Source organism: Rhodococcus sp. AC861, assembly GCF_979256035.1.
The window spans coordinates 231,209-244,472 of sequence record NZ_CEEDMW010000005.1 but is presented as its reverse complement, the minus strand read 5'-3'; the positions used below and the strand labels follow the sequence as shown (position 1 = coordinate 244,472).

Here is a 13,264-nt window from a genome sequence, read left to right as displayed (position 1 = left end):
CGCACTGCACCCGTAATGTCGAGAACATGACTGCTTTCGTGACCGGGGCCAGTGGCTACATCGGTTCTCGCCTCGTCGCTGCGCTGGTGAAAGACGGCGACGACGTGGTGGTGGGCTCCCGCACGCCGACGCGTCTGACGAATTTCGACTGGTACGACGACGTCCGCGCCGTGCGACTGGACGTCACGGATGCCGACTCCTGCGCCGAGGCGCTGTCGTCCGGAGACATCGACGTGGCGTACTACCTGGTCCACGCGATCGGCGAGTCCGGATACCGGGCGACCGACCTGGCCTCCGCGCGCCATTTCGCCGAGGCCGCCAAGGCCGCGGGTGTACGCCGCATCGTCTATCTCGGCGGCTTCGTTCCCGAGGGCGAGAAGCTGTCCGAGCACCTCGCGAGCCGCGCCGAGGTGGGCGAGGCTCTGACGATCGACGGTATCGAGGTGGTCTGGCTGCGGGCAGCCATCGTCGTCGGCGCCGGGTCGACGTCGTTCGAGATGATCCGCTACCTGGCCGATCGGCTCCCGGTACTTCCGCTGCCGAGCTGGTTGAGCAAGCCCGTGCAGCCGATCGCCGTCGACGATGTCGTGCACTACCTGGTGGCAACCGCGTCGTCGGACGTCCCCGCCGGTGCCTACGACATCGCCGGACCGGAAATCCTGCCCTACAAGGACCTCGTGTTCGCGTACGTGCACGCCGCGGACCTGCACCGACTGGGTATCCCCACGCCGGGGATCCCGACGAAGCTGGCCGCTCTGGTCATCGGCCGACTCATTCCCGTCCCCGGCTTGCTGGCCGACGACCTGGTGCAGTCGCTGGTCAACTCGATGACCGCGTCGGAGAACCGCATCTCGGAGTTCGTACCGGAGCCGGAGGGCGGGCTGACCGGGGTCGACGATGCGATGCGGCGCAGCCTTCTCGGTGCGGCAACCCCCCGCGGACTGGGCAAGACGCCCGACTCGCTCCGTCTGGTCGACTCCGACGCGGAGTGGACCGGCGGCGACGTCCGCAGCATCCGCCGCCGCGGCGCGGAACTGCTCACCGAGGACGGGTGGAAGTTGGCCGAGGCGTTGGGAGCGGGCGCCGTTCTGTACTCGTGGCCGGTCGCGCCCGTCGTCCGCACCAATCTCGACGTGGTTGCGGGCGTGACGTCCCGGGTACGTTCCTTCCTGAAGCTCTGAAGCCCGACGACGCAACGAACCGGAGGAATGGTCCATGGTGTCCTGGCAGATGAGGGCCGAGTCCATCGTGCGCAACGCCTTGGTGGACAAGGTCGATCGTGATCATCACGAAACCGATCGGGCGTTCCTGCGTCGTCGGATCATCGTCGCGGTGGTCCTGGTCATCGGTGCCACCCTTCTCGGGGTGTCGCTGTCGACCGAGCCCGGCGACCCCATGTTCTACACACTCACGATTGCGCTGGCGTTCGTGTGGATCATCGGCGGCTTCCTCTCCGGACCGCTGCACCTGGGCAGGATCAACTTCCGCGGCACGCTCCGACGTCCGATCGTCACCCCCATCGCGATCGGACTCGCGGCGGGCGGAGTGTTCATCCTGGGCGCCCTGGTGGTCCGGGAAATTCCCCCGCTGCGGGACTTCACGGCCAACGTTCTCGATCATGCTCGCGTCGGACCGCTGGCACTGATCGTCTTCATCACCCTGTTCAACGGTGTCGCCGAGGAGATCTTCTTCCGCGGAGCACTGTTCTCCGCGATCGGGGTCAAGCGTCCCGTCGTCATCTCCACGATCGTCTACACGATCGCCACGCTGGCCACCGGCAACCCGATGCTCGGCTTCGCCGCGATCACCCTGGGATTCGTGCTGGGACTCGAACGCCGTGCATCCGGTGGCATCCTCGCCCCAATCCTCACGCACGTGGCGTGGTCGACGGTCATGGTGTTCGCGATGCCGCCCCTGTTCGCCTGACCGCGCATGGCAGGCTGTCACGCATGACGGGTGTCCGGGGTAAGGCCGCGAAGGCAACGGCCGCGCCGGACGATCTCGATCCCGTCGACCGCGTGCTGGTCGACGAGTTGATCGCCGACGGCCGTGCCACCCTCGCTCAACTCGCCGAGAAGGCCGGGCTGTCGGTGTCCGCCGTGCAGAGCCGTGTCCGCCGACTGGAAACGTCCAATGTCATCCTGGGCTACACCGCGCGTGTAGATCGCGAGGCGATCGGGCAGCTGCTCTCGGCGTTCGTTGCGATCACACCGCTCGATCCGACGGCACCGGACGACGCACCCGCACGTCTGCGACATCTGCCCGAAGTGGAGGCGTGTCATTCCGTCGCCGGTGAGGACAGCTACGTCCTCCTGGTGCGGGTGGCGTCACCGCGGGACCTCGAACGCCTGCTGCAGCAGATCCGCACGACTGCCAATGTGCAGACGCGCAGCACCATCATCCTGCAGACCTTCTACGACTCTTGAGAGCGCAACGCTCGCCAGACCCGGTCCGCCGACATCGGGAGCTCGTGCATCCGCACGCCCGTCGCGTCGGCGATGGCGTTGGCCAGAGCGGGGGCGACGGGGTTGTACGGAGATTCGCTCATCGACTTCGCGCCCAGCGGTCCGAGCGCGTCGTACGTGTCGGCGAACAGGACGCGGGTCGCGGGAATGTCCGCGATCTGCGGGACGTGATAGTTCCGCAGCGATGCAGTGGTGACCCGGCCCGCGTCGTCGATACGCATCTCCTCGTACAGCGCGGCGCCGAGTGCCTGTGCGACACCACCTCCCACCTGCCCGCGGCATTGGACAGGGTTCATGACCGTGCCCGCGTCCACTGCCTGCACCGACGTCAGGATCTCCACTCGACCCGACTCGGGGTCCACCGCGACGCGGAAGCCGTGCACGTTGAACACCACCGAGCGGGGCGACCCCCCGTGATACCCCTCGGCGATCAACGGCCCGTCGTGAGCGGAGACGATGTCGTCCAGTGAGACGAGGGTTTCCGACACGGTGACGCCCTCCGGGCCGAGCACACACTCTCCGGGCAGAGCACCCGACCGGGCTGCCGCCGCGTCGATCACCATCGTGCGCAACGCTTCTGCCGCCAGTGCGACAGCCTTGCCCGCTACGACGGTGCCGGCCGATCCGAACGCGCCGGTGTCGTGCGAGGTGACGTCGGTGTCGGACTGCGCGATCTCGATGCGATCGACGGTCGTGTTCAGGATCGACGCCGCGATCTGGCCGTGCACCGTCGTGGTCCCGTTGCCGAACTCCGCGGTGCCGACCCGCACGAGGTAGCGCGCACCCGGCAGAGCCGTCACGGATGCGTCGGACACATGTCCCCTCGGCGGAACAGTGGCGTTCATCCCGATCGCGAAGCCGACCCCCACGGACCACCCGGGGGGTGGTTCGGGGCCGGGGTCGTCCGCGAAGGCCCGATCGTCCAGATCGAGGCACTGGTCGAGTCCGTAGCTGCCGAACAGCAGGTCGCCGTCGAGGGGGTGTGCAGCGACGAACGGATCGCCGGGGACCACGACGTTACGACGCCGGAATTCCAGGGGGTCGATATGCAGCTTCCGGGCGAGGGCGTCGAGCGCTGATTCGACGGCGAATCCGGTCTGCCCCACCCCGTAGCCACGGAACGCACCGGAGGGAATGTTGTTGGTGTACACCGCCTTCGCGTCGACGCGCTTGGCGTCGCATCGGTACAGCGCGACCGAGTCGGTCGAGTGATGCATGACGCCGGGACTGTGGTTGCCGTAGGCGCCCGCATCGCTGAGAACGTCGAGCGTCAGGGCGGTCAGCGTGCCGTCCGCAGTGGCAGCGGCCGTCACCGACACCTCCATGGGATGCCGACACGGCGCGACGGTGAACTGATCGGCCCTACTGAATTCCAGTTGTACCGGCCGCCGCACGGTGAGTGCGGCCAGTACGACCAGATCCTCGGTCAGCATTTCCTGTTTGGCGCCGAAACCTCCGCCGACGCGGGTGGCGAACACCCGGACCGACGCGGGGTCGAGGCCGAAGACGTGGCACAACTCGTCCCGGACCAGGAACGGGACCTGCGAGCTGGTGCGCACGGTCAGCCGTCCGTCGTCGGCGAACCACGCCATCGACGCGTGTGTCTCGAGGTGCGTGTGCTGGACGCGTGCCGTGTGCCAAGTTCCGCTGACCACGGCGTCGGCGGCACGTATCGCGGCGTCGACGTTGCCGGTGGTGCCGTGTACCTCGGCCACGATGTTGCGGTCGGGGTCGGCGATCCGGGCGTCGGGCGACGCACCCGCGTGCACCGTCGGGGCACCGGGCGCGAGGGCGTCCCTCGGATGGAAGACGGCGGGTAGGACGTCGTAGACGACGCGGAGTCGGCGTCGTCCTTCCTCGGCCGCGTCGACGGACTCCGCGATCACCGCCGCCACACGCTGGCCGACGTAGCGCACGACCGAGTCGAGAACCCTGGTGTCGTCGGGATCGTCCTCCCGGGACTCGTGGCGGGCGGTGGAGAACGCGACGTCGGGAGCATCCTCGTGGGTGAGGACGGCCACCACACCGTCGACGGCGAGCGCCTCCGACGTGTCGATGGAGACGATGCGCGCACTGGCGTGGGGGCTCCCGAGAACGGACAGGTGCAGGATTCCCGGCATCGCCACGTCGAGCGTGTACGGCTCGGTTCCGGTGACGATGCGGGCACTCGCCGGGGCGGCGACGGACCGCCCGCACGCCGGGCCCTCGGTCGACTTGTCGATGGTGCGCACCCCCGTCACCGCGTCGGCAATCGCCCGATACCCGGTGCAGCGACACAGGTTTCCCTTCAGGGACGTGTCGAGGTCGCGGGTCTGTGACTCGTCGAGAGCGGACGCGGTGACGACCATGCCGGCCGTGCAGAATCCGCACTGGAAGCCGGCCGCGTCGACGAAGCGCTGCTGCATCGGATGCATGTCGTCCGGTGTGCCCAGCCCGGCCACCGTGGTGACCTCGTGGCCCTCGGCACGGTAGGCGGGGACGATGCACGAATGGACTGCACGCCCGTCGAGCAGTACCGAGCAAGCCCCGCAGTCACCCGCGTCGCACCCCTTCTTGACGTCGAACCGCTCGATGTCGCGCAGAGCGGTCCGGAGGCACTGACCCGGCCGCGGAGACATCTCGACGGCCTCGCCGTTGACGGTCACCTTCATGACAACTCCTCACAGATCTGCTGTGCGAGAACACCACTGACGTGTCGACGCCAGTCGGGCGCGCCGTGGACGTCGTCGTACCAGGCATCGGCGGGCACGGCGTCCCGGACCCAGGTCGCGGCATCGAGGGGGAGTGTCGAGGCCCGTAGCTGGATCGGACGGTCGGTGGCCGCGGTGATGGTCAGGACGACGGATCCGTCCGCGTCGAGGCGGCCGATCACGACGGCGCCGGACCGCCCACGCGGGGCGAGAGATATTCTGCGGCAGGCGATCCGGGATCGCAGAACACTGTCGTCGATGTCGACGCTGCGGATGACCTCGCCTGTCGCCAGCGAGGTGCGCTGGGCACCGACGACCAAGTCCGTTACGGGGATTCGGCGCTCGCCCCCGTCCGGAGTCCAGACGACAGCGATACCGTCCAGAGCGGCGACGAGCGAGGTCATCGCGCCGGCCGGAAGACCCAACGCGATGTTCCCGCCGACAGTGGCGAACTGCTGAACCTTCCAGGATGCGAGGAGTGCATCGGCGCAGAGCCCGACTAAGGCCCCCAGGTGCGGCCATCGGTCCGGCCACGTCGCGCGGCGGAGATCGTCGACCGTGCAGGTCGCGCCGATCTCCAGGTGAGCGTCGTGGACGACGATCGACGGCCAGCCGAGGTCGGACAGATCGACCAGACGTCGGACACCCACCTGAGGTTCGGAGAACACCCAGGTCCCACCCGCAACGATCGACGTCCGGTCGTCGATCACCGTCAGGTCGTCGCGGGACCTGGCTCGAACTACGTCCCGGACAGTGTTCAGATCCATGGCTTCACCGCCCTGCCTTGGCCACCAGCGCCGTATGCGCGGCGGCGACCTGGCCGGCCACCGCGTCTTCGTCCACCGTGACGACGACGCCGTTCTCGACCACCGTGCGGCCGTGGACGAACAGTCGCTCGAGAGGTGGGCGGTCGCCGAGCACCAGCGCAGCCACCGGATCCGTGATGCCCGCATGAGCGATCCCGTCGATCCGCCACAGGGCGAGGTCTGCCACCTTGCCCACCTCGAGCGACCCCAACTCGTCCTCGCGGCCGAGGACACGCGCACCGCCGATGGTGGCGAGGTCCAGACTTTCGCGCACCGTCATCGCGCGCGGGCCACCCCGCGCCCGCGAGAACAGTGCAGCGTGGTGCGCCTCCTCGAGCATGCTGCACGACTCGTTGCTGGCGGCACCGTCGACGCCGAGCCCCAGGGGAACCCGAGCGTCGATCAGATCGCGTGCTCGGGCGATGCCGGCGCCCAGCCGCGCGTTGGACGTGGGGCAGTGGGCCGCCCCGGTTCCGGTGGCCGCCATGGTCGCGATCGCGGCGTCGTCGAGATGCACTGCGTGCGCGTACCAGACGTCGTTGCCGACCCAGCCGACCGATTCCATGTACTGCACGGGCGTCATGCCGAAGTTGCTGCGGCAGAACTCCTCCTCGTCCAGCGTCTCGGCGAGGTGTGTGTGCAACCGGACGCCGAGCTCGCGCGCCAGCGTCGCCGACTCGCGAAGGAGATCGGCCGTGACGGAGAACGGTGAGCACGGCGCGAGGGCGATCTGCAGCATCGATCCGATGGACGGGTCGTGCCAGCGGTCGACCGCGGCGCTGCTCGCGGCCAGGATCGCATCGAGCGACTCCACGACGTTGTCCGGTGGCAGGCCACCCTGACTGTGTCCCAGATCCATCGATCCGCGCGTCGGGTGGAACCGCAGACCGACCGTCCGCGCGGCGTCGATCTCGGCGCCCAACACGTCGCCGCCGTCGTGGGGGAAGACGTAGAGGTGGTCGGTCGTGGTGGTGCACCCCGTCGCGGCCAGCCGGGCGAGTCCACCCGTCGCGGCGACCCGGACCGAGTCGGCGTCGATGCCGGCCCACACCGGATACAGCGTCGTCAACCACTCGAAGAGCGTCGAGTCGGCAGCGAGGCCTCGGGTGATCCACTGGTAGAGGTGGTGGTGCGTGTTCACCAAGCCGGGAGTCAGGACGCAGCCGCGGCCGTCGACGACGGTGATCTCCGGACCGTCGGGACGCGGCGGCGGTGACCCGTCGCCGAGCGCCGCGATGAGCCCGTCCTCGATCAGGACCCAGCCCGCCGCCCACTCGGAGCGGGCGGGATCCACGGTGATCACGTGGGCGCCCATGATGAGAATGCGGTCCGGCACGTCGTACTCCTGTTCTCGCTGTGCCACCGAGTCAACACCGTGACGGCGACTCGCGCAGGGCGCGCGCCGACGAAATATGGCCGAAACGAGCGCCGCCTACTGTCGGATCCTCCAACGACAATGTGGGCAGGTGAACGGGTGTGCTGATCCAGGACGTGCTCGACGTGCCGAAATTCACGCTGCGACGGCTCGTGGGTACCGACGACCAACTCGGTCGGACCGTGCGGTGGGCCTTCGCGACCGACCTGCCGGACCCGTCGCGCTACATCGTGGGCGGCGAGCTGGTCGTCACCGGCATGGTGTGGCGCCGAGCGCCGGAGGACAGTGACGCCTTCGTGGCGTCCGTCGTTGCTGCCGGCGCGGTGGCGCTCGCGGCGGGTGACGAGGTGTTCGGCTGCGTCCCCGACGATGTGGTCCGAGCCTGCGAGAAGTACTCGCTCCCGCTGCTGGCGGTGCCGTCGTCGGTCGCGTTCGCCGACGTCATCGAGGCCGTCACCAGCCGCGTGACCGGCGATCGGGTGGCGCGCCTGTCCGCCAGTCTGGCCCGCCAGCACCGGTTGCTCACCGCGGTCGCCGACGGCCGCGCGCTCGCCGACCTCGCACAGGAGACAGCGCGGGACACCGGGGTGACGTGCAGGATCATCACGGCGGTGGGACGGTCCGTGGTGTCCGCCGAGCCGTTGACCACGGAGGCGGTGGACGCTCTCGTTCGCACTGCGGCGCAGGGTGTTCCGTGCAGCGTGGTAGCGAGGGACACGGTGCGGTCGGTGCTGCCCGTCGGGTCGAGTTTCGGTCACCGCGCGACCGCCTGGTACCTCGTCGTGGACGGTGACCACGAGCGGATGGACCCGCAGGTTCTCGACACGCTCACTCAGCTGGCCAGTATCGCGGCCCTCGATCGGGTGCGGCACGACGACGGCGCCCGGGTTCTGCGCACCATGGCCGACCAGGCGGCGGAGCTTCTCGTCGCCGGGGCGGGGGAGCACGCGCTGGACCGTGTCCGCCAGATCGGGGTCGACCTGACAGGCGATGTCGTGGCCTTGGCCGCCACGTCGGATCTGCCGATCGAGGTGTCGGCCGCGGTGCTCACGGATGCGGTGCGGACGTCGGTCGGCGGCGCGGTGAGCGTGGGGGTCACCGACGGGGACCTCCTGATCGGCGTCATCGGATTGCCGCCGGGGTGCACGACCACCCGCGTGGCCGAGGATCTGACCCGAGCGTTGGGACGACTGGGAGACATCGTGACCGGGCGCATCGCCGTGGGCGTGGGTACTGCGTCCGAGGCCGCTGCCGTCGTCGGGTGCGTGCAGTCGGCGCAACACGCACGCGAGGTCGCAGCGGTGTCGGCCGACCGCATCGCGGTGCGGACCAGCGCGGACACCGGATCGGCCGCCGTTCTGCTCTCGGTGGTCCCGGACGGACTGCGCGCCGCCTACGCCCGGCGGGTGCTCGGCGCGGTGATCGACCACGACACCCGCACGGACGCAGGCCTTCTGGACACGCTTCGGGCATACCTCGACCACGACGGTTCATGGAGTCGGACGGCCGACGCGCTGCACGTGCACGTCAACACGGTGCGGTACCGCATCGGTCGGGTGGAGGCGCTGACGGACCGAGATCTGGGGACGACGGAGGACCGCACCGACGTCTTCGTCGCGTTGGCCGTGCTGGGGCCTCAGCCGACGACGCTGTAACCCCGCCAGGCGGATCCTGCGTCGGGGGCGTCGTCCCGTTCGACGGTCGCCTGGATGAGTCCGTAAGGGCGGTCGTCGGCGTTGAACACCTCGCCGTTGTTCTCGACGCCGAAGCGGTCGAGGTCGTACAGGAAGTGGTGCTTGTTCGGTGCACTCATCCGGAGCTCTGCGATGAACGGGAATGCCTCCAGTGCAGCGCGTCCCATCGCGAAGAGTGTCTGCTGCAACGCGAGTGACTGCAGTGTCGCGAACTGCTCGATCATCACCGCCTTGACGCCGGCGTACACCTCGTCCCACGCCACGTCGGTGGTGGTGTAGCGCCACCGGGCCTCGAGCGAGGTGGCCATGACGCGGTCGTGGGTCGGCGCGAGCACGGTGTAGGAGTCCTCGAGGAACCCTGCGAACTCGGATCCCGTCGACTTCAGAATGACGAGATCCTTGAAACCCGCAGTGACCCAGGTCTTCTGCTCCGCTCCGCTGCCCGCCACGGTGACCGAGGCGACCCGCGTCTCCTGACCCTTGCGTACCCACGTGTGATCGTGCGGACGGCCGTCGACGGTGACGCGCTCCCACGCGTACTCCTCCAACTCGATCCGCGCCTCCGTCACCGGCTCGACATCGTCGACGAAATGCCGTGCCAGATCGAGGCCGTACGACTCGAGATGCAGCAGGCCCTTCTCCTTCGCGTACGAGTAGGCGGTCTGCTTCTGCGTGTCCGTCGGCAGGACGGCGCCCTGATCACCGACCAGATGGGCGGCGGAGAAATCACCCCGCAGTGCCGACGACACGGAGATGTCCCGGATCTCGTGGCGGGCGGTGTCGCGATAGATGCGCACCACCCGGTTCTCGGCCTTGCCGTACTGGTTTGCTCCCAGGACGATGTTTCCGGTCAGGTCGGTCATGGCGTCAGCTTCCTCGATAGGTGGAGTACGCGAACGGAGACAGCAACAGCGGAACATGGTGGTGCGCATCGACGTCGCGGACGGTGAAGGTGATGGACACCTCGGGGTAGAAGGTCTGCGTCCCGGACTGTTCGAAGTACGCGGCGGTGTCGAACACCAGCGTGTAGACACCGGCAAGGGCGTCGTCGGGCAGTAGTTCCTTCGCGCGCCCCTCCTCGTCGGTGATCCCCGTGGTGACCACGTCGCCGTGCTCGTCGACCACCGCCAGACCTACCCCCGTCGCCGGGGTTCCGTGCACCGCGTCGAGGACGTGGGTGCTGACACTCACTGTTCGGTCCGCTCGGTCAGCATGCGGGTCAACCTGATTCGATTGATCTTCGCCAGTTCTGTTCTCATCACGCGCCTCTCCGTCTCCGGATCGTTGTCGAGCCTCTCGGTGAGGATAGCGAGAAGCTCTGTCGCCGGTCGGCCGGTCGCACACACCAGGTACACGTGGCCGAACTTCTCCTCGTAGGTCCGGTTACCTGCCGCGAGCGCGTCCTTGACACTCTGGTCCGCCTCGCTCACCGCGGCCTGCTCGCGCTGCGACGACGAGCCGGCGGTCACCGACGCACCGATGCGCGGATGACCGTCGAGAGCCCGGTCGATCTCGGTCTCGGACAACTCCACCAACTCGCTGTCGGCGCGGTCGAGAAGGGCTTCGGCGCTGTCGAAGGGGCGACCCGCCGCGACTCGGCGCGCCCAGATGGGCGACGAACAGCATTCGAACAGTGCGTGCATCGCGGCGCGATCGGTCGACCGGTTGAACGCGTCGAGCCCGAGTGCTTCGTGCAGGAACACGGGCGTTCCCTTCTGTGGTGGGGATCAGGACAGGTCGTTCAGTCTGCCGAAGCGCGCCGCAGCGATCGGGTTCGCATCGGCGACCAGGTCGTCGAACCGGTGATTCGCGATCTTCGCGACCTCGATCATCGCGAACGACCGCTCCGCGCCGGGCGAATTCTCCATCCGTGACCACCCGTTGGCGAGCACCCTGTCGTAGTGCTCGGTCTCGGCGGCACAGATGACGAGGGGGAAGCCGAAGTGGTTGCGGTAGGCGGTAGCAAGGTCGACAACCGAGCGATGCTCCTCGTCGCCGAGGTGCGCGAGCGAGACGTGGTCCTTGGCGAACGCCTCACCCGTGTCGTCCTCGCTACCCAGATCGGGGAAGGCGCTGATCAGCTCGACCTGCTCTTCCGTGGTTCCCGCGAGCAGGGAATCCTGGAACGCCTCCCGTAGTGCATGGGCATCGGCAAAGGGCCGCTGCTCGTACGCGCGACGCACCACCCAGTCGGATCCCTGCACGACGTCGCCGAAGGTCTCCGAGAACGCGTCGAGGCTCATCTCGTTGACGGCGTCGAGAGTGATCGAATCGCCGGGGGAACCCGCCACCGTCGCACCGCGCGAGCCGCCCACGTGGAAGAACAGGATGTTGAGCACGATCGCGGTGAACGCACCGAGCACGATGCCGCTCGAGAACAGCAGCTCGAGCCAGCTCGGGACACCCTCCGAGACGGTCGGCTGAATGGTGACCAGCAGGGCGAGGCCGAGACTGGTCGCGACGATGATGAGGTTGCGGTGATCGGTGAAGTCCACCTTCGACAGCGTCTGGATGCCCACGACCGCCACGGTGGCGAAGAGCGCCAACGCGGCGCCGCCCAGGACGGGTGACGGAATGGACGCGACCACCGCCGCCGTCTTCGGCAGCAGGCCCAGGACGATCATGATGGCACCGGCGGCGGCGACCACCCACCGGCTGCGAACGCGCGTCAGGCGCACCAGGCCCACATTCTCCGAGAAGGCCGTGTAGGGGAACGAGTTGAAGGAACCGCCGATCACCGTGGCCACGCCGTCGGCACGCAGGGTGGCGGCGATGTCGTCTTTCGTGATCCGCTTGCCGACGATTTCACCCGTCGCGAAGACGCTGCCCGTCGACTCGACCGCCGTGATCATCAGCACCACGATCATCGAGATGATGGCGATGACGCTGAATTTGGGCGCGCCGAACAGGAACGGCTGCGTGAACCCGACCCACGAGGCCTCGGATACACCGTCGAACGTCATGTCGCCCAACACGTACGCGGTGGCGCTGCCGATGACGAGCCCGAGCAGTACGGCGATGGTGGCGGTGAAGCCGCGGAAGAACCGCTGGATCAGCACGATGATCACCAGGGTGCCGATCGCGTAGGCCATCCAGCGACCGTTCGTCGGATCCTGTTCGTGCGTAGCAGGATTGGTGACGGCATCGTTCACGGCCACCGGCAGCAGCGCGATACCGATGATGGCGATGACCGTGCCGGTCACCACCGGCGGGAAGAACCTCAGCAGCCTGCTGAACCACGGAGCGATGAGGAACGTGAACAGGCCCGCCACGATGACGGCGCCGTAGACGTACAGCAGCCCCTCGGTTCCGCCGCCGTTCGCCATCGCGATCGCGATGACCGGGCTGACACCGGCGAAGGTGACGCCCTGCAGGAGCGGCAGTTTCACGCCGATCTTCCGGAAGCCGACCGCCTGGATGATCGAGGCGATGCCACACGTGAAGAGGTCGGCGTTGATCAGGTGGATCAACTGCTCGTTGGTGAGCCCGATGGCCCCACCGATGATGATCGGGACCAGCACAGCTCCCGCGTAGAACGCGACGACGTGCTGGAACCCGTAGGCCGCCAGCTTGTGGGCGGGGAGAACCTCGTCGACGGGGTGACGCCGTGTGACGGCGGAGCGAACAGTCATGAGTGGACCTGGTTCCAGGCGAGGGCCGAAAGGGCCTGAGGCGGTGCCCTGCGACGGTGCAGGGCGGCGAGTGACCGGAGTGCGGTGCGATCAGAATCCGCCATGCAGAGCCACCCCGCCAGTCGAGACCGCACAAAGTCGGGTCACCGGTTCGCGCTGGTCGTTGGGTGATCCGCCAACGGGTGGTGAAGGGACGCGCAGTCTCCCTGGCCGAAACTCAGAATGCCACGCCCACCCCAACTCCACCTCCACCGCCGCGGTAAACAAGAAAATGGTGAACTTGTACGAGTACGGGTACCCGAGTCTTCTTACCGAATCCGCCGCCGAGTTGCGCCTCTCCTTCCAGTACGAAGACGACCCATTTCATTCCGAAGTGCATCTTTCGGCCGCCAGGTGTTTCGAGTGACATGAATTCTGGGTTCGCATCGAGGAGCTTCACCGGTTCGAACTTCTCCGGTTTCTCGAAATTGACGCCTATTTCCTGACCTACGAATTGCTGAATTATCTGATGCATCGAAGTTCCTGTTCTGAGCGCGGATGTGAGGGTTGCGGGCGATGATGCCACGCCCCGAAGGTCACGAGCCGAGATCGATGGCAGAGTG

12 protein-coding genes are annotated in these 13,264 nt (G+C 67.8%); 4 read left to right on the top strand and 8 right to left on the bottom strand.

Translation table 11 applies throughout. The features are described 5' to 3' along the window. Positions 1 to 26 precede the first annotated feature (26 nt). From AC0IX4_RS17400 to AC0IX4_RS17390, 3 genes are read left to right on the top strand one after another with little or no spacing between them, the layout of a single operon-like run. A complete protein-coding gene (locus AC0IX4_RS17400; protein ID WP_471830129.1) occupies positions 27 to 1,181 on the top strand; it encodes an NAD(P)H-binding protein in 1,155 nt (384 codons plus the stop codon). Between the two features lie 34 nt (positions 1,182 to 1,215). Beyond that, complete coding sequence (locus AC0IX4_RS17395; RefSeq protein WP_042573177.1) at positions 1,216 to 1,926, top strand: CPBP family intramembrane glutamic endopeptidase; 711 nt, start codon at positions 1,216 to 1,218, stop codon at positions 1,924 to 1,926. A gap of 23 nt (positions 1,927 to 1,949) precedes the next feature. After that, complete coding sequence (locus AC0IX4_RS17390) at positions 1,950 to 2,426, top strand: Lrp/AsnC family transcriptional regulator (RefSeq protein ID WP_042573178.1); 477 nt, start codon at positions 1,950 to 1,952, stop codon at positions 2,424 to 2,426. Here AC0IX4_RS17390 and AC0IX4_RS17385 read toward each other — a convergent pair. The 3 genes from AC0IX4_RS17385 to AC0IX4_RS17375 are packed head-to-tail and all read right to left on the bottom strand — an operon-like array spanning position 2,414 to position 7,276. Continuing rightward, positions 2,414 to 5,116 carry a molybdopterin-dependent oxidoreductase gene (locus AC0IX4_RS17385; RefSeq protein WP_471830127.1) on the bottom strand — a complete coding sequence of 901 codons (2,703 nt, stop codon included), beginning with the start codon at positions 5,114 to 5,116 and terminating at the stop codon, positions 2,414 to 2,416. The two genes, AC0IX4_RS17390 and AC0IX4_RS17385, sit on opposite strands and share 13 nt — an antisense overlap. After that, positions 5,113 to 5,922 (bottom strand): FAD binding domain-containing protein, encoded by an 810-nt coding sequence (locus tag AC0IX4_RS17380; RefSeq protein WP_471830126.1) that lies wholly within the window; start codon positions 5,920 to 5,922, stop codon positions 5,113 to 5,115. The genes AC0IX4_RS17385 and AC0IX4_RS17380 overlap by 4 nt, the downstream gene beginning before the upstream one ends. A gap of 4 nt (positions 5,923 to 5,926) precedes the next feature. After that, positions 5,927 to 7,276, bottom strand: a complete 1,350-nt coding sequence (locus AC0IX4_RS17375; protein ID WP_471830306.1) for an 8-oxoguanine deaminase — start codon at positions 7,274 to 7,276, stop codon at positions 5,927 to 5,929. 161 nt (positions 7,277 to 7,437) lie between these two features. On the opposite strand from AC0IX4_RS17375, the gene AC0IX4_RS17370 reads away from it, so the two are divergent. Continuing rightward, positions 7,438 to 8,991, top strand: a complete 1,554-nt coding sequence (locus AC0IX4_RS17370; protein ID WP_471830125.1) for a PucR family transcriptional regulator — start codon at positions 7,438 to 7,440, stop codon at positions 8,989 to 8,991. On the opposite strand, the gene pucL is transcribed toward AC0IX4_RS17370, so the two are convergent. The 5 genes from pucL to AC0IX4_RS17345 form a co-directional block, all read right to left on the bottom strand. Next, the gene (gene pucL / locus AC0IX4_RS17365; protein ID WP_471830124.1) at positions 8,973 to 9,893 is read right to left on the bottom strand and encodes a factor-independent urate hydroxylase; all 921 of its coding nucleotides are present in this window, start codon (positions 9,891 to 9,893) and stop codon (positions 8,973 to 8,975) included. The two genes, AC0IX4_RS17370 and pucL, sit on opposite strands and share 19 nt — an antisense overlap. Positions 9,894 to 9,897: 4 nt before the next feature. Continuing rightward, positions 9,898 to 10,221, bottom strand: a complete 324-nt coding sequence (gene uraH, locus AC0IX4_RS17360) for a hydroxyisourate hydrolase (protein ID WP_042573184.1) — start codon at positions 10,219 to 10,221, stop codon at positions 9,898 to 9,900. Further along, positions 10,218 to 10,733, bottom strand: coding sequence for a 2-oxo-4-hydroxy-4-carboxy-5-ureidoimidazoline decarboxylase (gene uraD / locus AC0IX4_RS17355; protein ID WP_471830122.1), 516 nt, complete (start codon positions 10,731 to 10,733; stop codon positions 10,218 to 10,220). The genes uraH and uraD overlap by 4 nt, the downstream gene beginning before the upstream one ends. A 24-nt stretch (positions 10,734 to 10,757) precedes the next feature. Continuing rightward, the gene (locus tag AC0IX4_RS17350; RefSeq protein ID WP_471830121.1) at positions 10,758 to 12,662 is read right to left on the bottom strand and encodes a solute carrier family 23 protein; all 1,905 of its coding nucleotides are present in this window, start codon (positions 12,660 to 12,662) and stop codon (positions 10,758 to 10,760) included. 217 nt (positions 12,663 to 12,879) lie between these two features. After that, on the bottom strand, positions 12,880 to 13,227 hold the full coding sequence (locus AC0IX4_RS17345; RefSeq protein WP_471830119.1) for a hypothetical protein: 348 nt from the start codon (positions 13,225 to 13,227) through the stop codon (positions 12,880 to 12,882). Positions 13,228 to 13,264: the final 37 nt, after the last annotated feature.

Excerpts from the sequence above, each read along its gene's own strand:
- AC0IX4_RS17400 (WP_471830129.1), top strand. The coding sequence starts at position 27 with ATGACTGCTTTCGTGACCGGGGCCAGTGGCTACATCGGTTCTCGCCTC.
- pucL (WP_471830124.1), bottom strand. The coding sequence starts at position 9,893 with ATGACCGACCTGACCGGAAACATCGTCCTGGGAGCAAACCAGTACGGC.
- AC0IX4_RS17350 (WP_471830121.1), bottom strand. The coding sequence starts at position 12,662 with ATGACTGTTCGCTCCGCCGTCACACGGCGTCACCCCGTCGACGAGGTT.
- AC0IX4_RS17390 (WP_042573178.1), top strand. The coding sequence starts at position 1,950 with ATGACGGGTGTCCGGGGTAAGGCCGCGAAGGCAACGGCCGCGCCGGAC.
- AC0IX4_RS17385 (WP_471830127.1), bottom strand. The coding sequence starts at position 5,116 with ATGAAGGTGACCGTCAACGGCGAGGCCGTCGAGATGTCTCCGCGGCCG.
- AC0IX4_RS17375 (WP_471830306.1), bottom strand. The coding sequence starts at position 7,276 with ATGGGCGCCCACGTGATCACCGTGGATCCCGCCCGCTCCGAGTGGGCG.
- AC0IX4_RS17380 (WP_471830126.1), bottom strand. The coding sequence starts at position 5,922 with ATGGATCTGAACACTGTCCGGGACGTAGTTCGAGCCAGGTCCCGCGAC.
- AC0IX4_RS17395 (WP_042573177.1), top strand. The coding sequence starts at position 1,216 with ATGGTGTCCTGGCAGATGAGGGCCGAGTCCATCGTGCGCAACGCCTTG.